The organism is Bacteroidota bacterium, from assembly GCA_034723125.1.
Taxonomy (GTDB): domain Bacteria; phylum Bacteroidota; class Bacteroidia; order CAILMK01; family JAAYUY01; genus JAYEOP01.
The window spans coordinates 6,095-13,617 of the sequence record JAYEOP010000608.1 but is presented as its reverse complement, the minus strand read 5'-3'; the positions used below and the strand labels follow the sequence as shown (position 1 = coordinate 13,617).

Annotated in this window: 4 protein-coding genes; 2 read left to right on the top strand and 2 right to left on the bottom strand. The window is 31.4% G+C overall.

Annotated features, from left to right (window positions below; all coding sequences use genetic code 11):
• Nucleotides 1–122: 122 nt before the first annotated feature.
• Nucleotides 123–440, bottom strand: coding sequence for a GIY-YIG nuclease family protein (locus U9R42_15035; protein ID MEA3497340.1), 318 nt, complete (start codon nucleotides 438–440; stop codon nucleotides 123–125).
• Nucleotides 441–482: 42 nt separating this feature from the next.
• A complete protein-coding gene (locus U9R42_15030; GenBank protein MEA3497339.1) occupies nucleotides 483–4,310 on the bottom strand; it encodes a PKD domain-containing protein in 3,828 nt (1,275 codons plus the stop codon).
• Nucleotides 4,311–4,388: 78 nt separating this feature from the next.
• Here U9R42_15030 and U9R42_15025 point away from each other — a divergent pair, with 78 nt between their 5' ends.
• Both U9R42_15025 and U9R42_15020 read left to right on the top strand, forming a co-directional pair.
• Nucleotides 4,389–5,405 (top strand): PorP/SprF family type IX secretion system membrane protein, encoded by a 1,017-nt coding sequence (locus tag U9R42_15025; GenBank protein ID MEA3497338.1) that lies wholly within the window; start codon nucleotides 4,389–4,391, stop codon nucleotides 5,403–5,405.
• On the top strand, nucleotides 5,392–7,523 hold a 2,132-nt coding region (locus U9R42_15020; protein ID MEA3497337.1), incomplete at its 3' end, for an OmpA family protein. The genes U9R42_15025 and U9R42_15020, both read left to right, overlap by 14 nt.

Here is a 7,523-nt window from a genome sequence, read left to right as displayed (position 1 = left end):
TTTTTTGCAATCAAAAATCAGTATTTAGTATTACAATTAAACTAAATATTAGTTCGTTTCGGCTTCGCTCAACGAACAAGAGCTACCTGAGCGAAGCCGAAGGTAGCGGAGGGGGTAGATTTTCATAATTCACGTTTCTTTCTATTCTTAAAATGACTTTCATTTTGGCATTCTGCAAGTTTATGCAATTCCTTTAAGTCTCCTTTAATAAGAGCTTCCTTTTTCTTTCTACTCCATTTTTGTATTTGTTTTTCCCGATAAAAAGCCTTGTCTATTCTCGAGAATTCTTCAAAATAGACCAATTCTACCGGTAAATGCTTAGTTGTAAAATTAGCACCTTTACCGTCCTGATGTTGTTGTACACGAAGTTGTAAATATTTAGTACTACCTGTATAGTACGCTCCATTAGAACATTTAAGTATGTACATATAACCTTTCATAATCGTATAATAAAATCAAAGTACAAATGCGAACAAACAGTATCACCGAATCAAAGTAATATAGCCTTTTTCTGTTTTTATTTCATCGTCAAATCCAAGAACTTTAATAACATAAACATAGGTATCCATATTTTGAATTTTACCTTTATAGGTGCCATCCCAAGCTTGTTGAGGGTCTGTTGTTTCAAAAACAATTTCTCCCCAGCGGTTAAAAATACGAAATGAAATTAATTCTTTAAAGCGTGTGCCACATCCTGTTATTTCTATTGTGTTGTTATTTTCTTTATCAGGTGTAAATGCTGTTGGAAAATCAATAATTATAGGTAGCGGCTCAACATTAATTTTTGAACTTGCTGTGTCTTTGCATCCCAAATCATTAGTAACAATTAGCATTGTGTTGTAATTGCCTGCAATTTTATAAATATGAGTTGCATCTTGAGAAAAAGTATCTTTTTCATCACCAAAAATCCAGTGCCACTCAATAGCATTTATTGATGATTTGTCTGTAAAATCAATAGTAGCAGGAACAAATTTTGAATTTTGATAAGTGCTAAAATCAGCAATAACTCTGGAAACCATCAATGTATCAATTGCAAATTTTTTGCAAGTACCTGATGAATCAACATAAATTAAGCGAGGATAAAAATAACCGGAGATATAATATTTATGTTTTACAGTATCATTTACTTCACTTTCGATATTTCCATCTCCATAATCCCAATTAAAACTTTTAACATTTTCACTCTTAAGGACAAAGAATTTAACAGGAAAACCGTAGCAAACAGTATCAGGGTCAAGGTCAAAGCTGGCAAGTGGTCCATGAATATTTATAAAATCTTTAAGTAGAGCTGTATCTTTACAACCATAAGTTGTTTCTACAATTAATCTAACATCAAATTTTTCTGGTTTTGTATAATTATGAACAGGGTTTTGAAAAGTAGAAGCTGTTTGAGCATCTCCAAAATCCCAAGTCCAATTTTTTATATTATTGGATATTGAAGTATCTGTAAATCGCACAAGTAATGGATAGCAATATGAAAATGTTGTGTCTGCATAAAAACCTGCTTTTGGAATAGCCTGAACTTTCGCATAGTTTGTTCTCGTAAAAGTATCTTTACATCCCATTGAATCGGTTGCCACTAATGAAATTGTGTAAGTACCGGCAATTTGGTAAGAATAAAGAGCATCTTTAAGCGTTGATGTATCACCATTCCCAAAATCCCAATAAAAACTCAGCAAATTTCCTTCAGAATCATTTGTAAATGTTATCTCGTAATTTTCACAGATAGTGTAATCATCGGCTTCAAATTCTGCTTTTGGTTTTGTTGCATAAATATAATCTGCTTTTTGCATGGTATCAACACATCCGTTAGCATCTTCAACTATCAGTAATGGAGAAAAACTACCTTTTATAGTGTAAAAACTTGATGGGTTTTGTTTTGTAGAATTTTCTCCATTTCCAAGAAACCAATCCCATCCAATAATTGTTGTATCGGAAGTTGATTTGTCAGTAAATTTTGATTTTGTATAAACACAAATAAAAGAATCGGCAATAAAATCGGCATTTATTTGATAAACACTAATGTATTTAAATGCACTATCCGTGCATCCGTTTGGGTCGGAAAGAATTCTTTTAACTTTAAAAACTCCTGATGAATCATAAAAATGCTTTTGATTTATTGAAGAATATGTTCCGTCACCGAAGTAATAAGCACCTCCTGTAATTATTGGTTTATTTGCAGGGTTGTGAAGGAATTCCGCAGAATCGTAAATACATATTTTATCATCTTTTGCATTAAAGTCGGCATCCCAATTATAAATATTAATTGTTCCTTCGTTTTCCCAAGTACATCCTGAACTATCATTGTAAGCTATTGTTTTGTATTTGTATTGACCTGCTTGTAAAAATTGATGAGTAAGTGAATCAATGGTTAAATGTGTCAATTTATTTCCATCACCAAAATTTATTTCCCAGTGGTGAACGCCAACAGGAACATGAATAAATTTTGTGCTAAAATGTTTTTTACAATCGTAAACTGTACTAATTGTGGAAATAGGAGGATAAACATAAAGCGAACTGTCTCTAACCAAAGTATCTTTACATCCGTTGTAGGAAACAATAAGTGTTGTGGTCATCATTCCTGTGTCAACATGTTTGTGTATTAATTTTTCACCGCTACCATGTATTCCATCACCAAATATCCATTCCCACTCATCATTTTTTTTGCCTGATGGATTTATAGAAAGGTCTTTAAAAGAAATAGTATCGGAAGCACAGGCTGTATCAGTACCTATTTCAAAATCCACAATTGGCTTAAGTCCAACTTTTATTTGTACTCCTGTCGTTACAGTACATCCCTTTGAGTTCGTTACTGTTAAAGTTACATTGTAGCTTGTATCTTTTACAAAAACATGTGTGGGATTTTGTAATGATGAAGTATCTCCATCATCAAAAGTCCAATACCAAGATGTTATAGCCTCATTAGAAGTAGCTGTTGCTGTAAAGTTTACTTCAAGAGGAGAGCATCCTTTGTAAAAATCTGCTGTAACACTTGCTGTGGGAAGGAAAACCCAAACTGCTTCACTGTAAGTTATTGAATCTTTACAGCCAATATTGTTAGAAACAATAAGTTTAACATCAAATTTGCCACTTTTATTATAGTTATGAACTGGATTTTTGTCTGTTGAAGTTATGCCGTCACCAAAATACCAATTCCAATTATCAGCATTTTTTGAACTGTCTTTAAAAGAAACGGGAAATGGTGTTGAGCAACTGTAATCGGGTTTCCATGAAAAATCGGCAGTAACTTTTTCAATAACAATAGTTTTTGTTGTGCTGTCCTTACAATTATTTTCACTTGTAGTAATTAGTTTAACATTATAAGTTCCCTGAGATGAATAAATATAGCTTGGGTTTTTTATAGTTGTTGAGTTGCCATCACCAAATGTCCACAAATAAGATTTTGCTCCTGTTGAAGTATTGATAAATTGTACAAATTTATCAAGACAAACAGAATCATTATCAACAAAAAAATCGGCAGTAACTTTTTCAATAGTAATAGCATTTTTTTTCGTTAATGAATCTGTACAACCGTTTTGGTCTGTTAATATAAGTTTTACATCAAAATCTCCAAAAGTATTGTATGTGTGCAAAGGATCAATTGCTGTTGAACCGGATGAGTCCCCAAAATCCCAAAAGCAAATTGAAGTTGATGCACTACTAGTATTGTTTGTAAAATTCACATTTGCAGGAGTATCACAAAATACATCAGGAAAAGCAGTAAAATTTACTTTAGGAAGCTTAAAAACTTCAATAAAATTTGTTTTAGTAATAAAATCCGAACAGCCGTTCGCATCTTCAACTTGTAAGGAAATTGTGTAAATGCCTGAAGATGTAAAAGTATAAGAAGGATTTTTTGTTAAAGAATAAGCTCCGTTACCAAAATCCCAAAGCCATTTGGATATCAAGGCATCTCCAAGAATTGATGTATCAATAAATTTAGGAGTAAAAGGAACACATCCTTTTTTTAGGGAATTTGTTGTGAAGTCAGCTTCAGGATTTTTAAAAACATGAATATAATTTGTTTTAGTAATCGTTTCAGTTGTATTGCCATTGCTAATAGTAAGTTCTACGGTGTAAGTTCCGGGGTCGGTATAAGATGCTTTTGGGTTTTGTTTATTAGAAGTATTTCCGTTTCCAAAATTCCAATAATAAGTTGAAATAGTACCTGAAGAAAGATCGGAAAAACTTACAAGAATAGGATTACATCCTGAAGTAATATTTGAAGTAAATTCTGGAGTTATTTGCGTAAAAGCTAATTTGGAGATTAAAAAGACTATTAGAAATGTAGAGATTATTTTAAACTTCATAATTTCTCAATTGTTAATAAGTTATTAAATCAAAAACCTTAATGTTCTTAAATTTGTGCAAACAAAAGTAATATAATATTGAGAAATAACAGTATTCAAATATTAACAATTGTATTTTTGTTTGTTAGTAACATAGCATTTTCTCAGGATATTCATTTCTCTCAATTTTATGCTTCACCACTAACGCTCAACCCTGCACAGACAGGAAACCATGATGCTCAATGGCGTGTTGTTGATAACTACAGAAATCAATGGTTTACCATGACAATTCCATTTGTTACTAACTCTATTTCTGTTGACCGTCATTTTTATTTGAGAAACGAAAGATTGGATGTTGGGGTAAATATAATAAATGACATGTCGGGAGATGCAAGTCTGAAAGTTAGTAAAGCATATTTATCAATAGCTTATAAAAAAAGTATTAAAGGAAATAATTTTTTTATCGGTATTCAGCCCGGCTATGTTATGAAAAGTATTTCTATTGATAATCTTTCTTTTCCTGATCAATACAATAATCAAACAGGTTACTTTGACCCTTCAAAACCGACTACTGGGGATTACTCGGGAGATGATTTGTCATATTTGGATGTTAATGCAGGGATAAAATGGGATAAACAATTTGGCAGGTGGAAACCTGAACTTGGTGTTGCTGTTTTTCATTTAAATGAACCGGGAGAAAGTTTTTTTGGAACAGCAAACAAAATTACTCACAGGAAAGTTGCTCATGTTGGAACAAAATTTTTTTTCAACAGCAAATACACAATCAATCCATATTTTCTTTACATGGAACACTACGGTGCTTCCGAAATACTTTATGGTTCAAATGTTTATATTAATTTAGAAAAAAATAAATCTTTTGCAAAATCAGTTTTTGCTTCTTTGTATCTTAGAGATGGAATAAGCAGAAATGTTGATGCTGTTGTTGTGGGTGGAGGAATGAACTTTTATAACACGGATGTTGGAATAAGCTATGATTTAAATGTTTCTTCTTTGCATTCTGCAACTGCTTATCAGGGTGCTTTTGAAATATCATTGATATATTATATTTTTGATGAATGTTCTAAAAAAATGATAATTCCTTGTGAAAGATATTAAAATTAGTAAAATGGGAATTCTAAATTTAATTTTCAATTTTTTTAACAAAAAACAGATATTAATATTTGTCCTTTTTTTATTTATTTTATCCGTTAGTGCTCAAGACAAAAAAGAGAAATCTAAAATTAACCCGTCAAAACACAAAAAAATTGCTATAAAAAATGTAAGATACGGAGATGTTTATTCTGCCATTGAACATTACGAAAAATATTTTTTAAGTATAAAAGAATACAATAATTCGGATTTTTATCATGCATATCAACTTGCGGAATTGTATAGAAAAGTAAGGGATTATGAAAATGCAAAAGATTGGTATTGGAAAGTTTATAAAAGCGAAAAGAAAAAATATGTAATAGCAAGATATTATTATGCTCAAATGCTAATGAGGATGGGAAATTACAAAGATGCATCTGATAATTTTGATAAGTTCAAACGTGAGTTTAGAGGGCAAAAGGATTATAAGCTTTATCGAAGATTTGTGAGATACGATATAGAAGGATGTGAATTGGCAAAAACTCTTATTGATTCACCGAGGAATGTAAAAATCAGACATTTGAATGCAAGTATAAATAAAGCACATATTGAGGTGTCACCAATGTTCACAGGGGAAAATACCTTTATTTATGCTTCCATGAATACAAATTCTGTCCCTGTTTATCACAAAGAAAGTGAAAAAGAAAAACTTTATTTACAATTTTATGGAGCAAAAAGAAATAATGATGAATGGACAAGAAGTGAAAAATTAGAAAATTTGGTTAACAAAAAAGAATCAGATGTTTGTAATGGTGTGTATTCTCCTGATAAAAAACGTTTTTATTTTACTCTTTGTAAAAAGAACAGTAAGAATGAAAATATTTGTAGCATTTACATGAAAAAAAAGAAAAACGGAGAATGGCAATCGGCAGTAAAGATGAACAAAGAAATAAATAAAGCAAATTACACAAGCACTCAGCCTGCAGTTGGTACAGAGCCCAACAGGAATTATGAAATTTTATATTTTGTATCCGACAGACCGGGAGGAAGAGGTGGTCTTGATATTTGGTATTCACGATACGATGAAAGAGATAAAATATGGGAAGAACCACAGAATGCAGGTGGAAGAATTAATACAAGAAGGGATGAAGTAACTCCTTTTTATGACCAAGATGCAGGGGAAATTTATTTTAGCTCAACAGGAAATCCCGGCTTAGGTGGTTTTGATATTTATAAATCATCGGGTTATATGAGAAGGTGGGAAAGACCCCAAAATATTGGTTATCCGTTGAATTCAAGTGTTGACGATATTTATTACGTGTTAAATCCTAAAAACAAAGCTGAAGGATTGTTTGTTTCAAACAGAAATAATAACAACCTTTTGGAAAACAGAACTTGCTGTGATGATATTTTTTATTTTAAATTCAGAGATTATATTTTTCTTGCAGTTGAAGGGCAAGTTTATACACAACTATATTCCGATTCCTTAACATATATGGAAGATATTATTTCCGAAGAAGAGGATTCAATTTTATCAATAAAACAACTTATTCCGGGAGCAATAGTTTTATTATTTAAGATTGATAACGAAACGAAAAAGTATAATTTATTAAAACGAGATACAACAAATCAGGCAGGGGAGTATTTTTTCAATCTTGAAAAAGCTAATGATTACAAGCTTGTTACTTCAAAAGAACAATATTTTACAAAAACAAAAAAGTTTACAACAAAAGGACGCTTTATTTCCGATACACTAATGCGTAACTTAAAGATAAGCCCTATACCTAAAGAACCTATAATAATTAAAAACATATATTTTCCTTTTGATGAATCATACCTTACCGATAGTGCAAAAACAATAATTGATACAACAATGTTTGCCCTATTGAAAGAAAACCCACAGATAATTGTAGAAATAAGTAGCCATACCGATAGCAAAGGCACGGAAAAATATAATGAAAAACTATCGGAAGAAAGAGCAAAAAGTGTTGTAGAATATCTAATTGAAAAAGGAATTTCTAAAGATAGATTAGTTGCCAAAGGATATGGAGAAACTCAACCTATTGCCTACAACCAACATACTGACGGAACGGATAATCCCAAAGGAAGGCAAAAAAACCGTAGAGCGGAATTTAGAGTAATAGG

Excerpts from the sequence above, each read along its gene's own strand:
- U9R42_15030 (MEA3497339.1), bottom strand. The coding sequence starts at position 4,310 with ATGAAGTTTAAAATAATCTCTACATTTCTAATAGTCTTTTTAATCTCC.
- U9R42_15035 (MEA3497340.1), bottom strand. The coding sequence starts at position 440 with ATGAAAGGTTATATGTACATACTTAAATGTTCTAATGGAGCGTACTAT.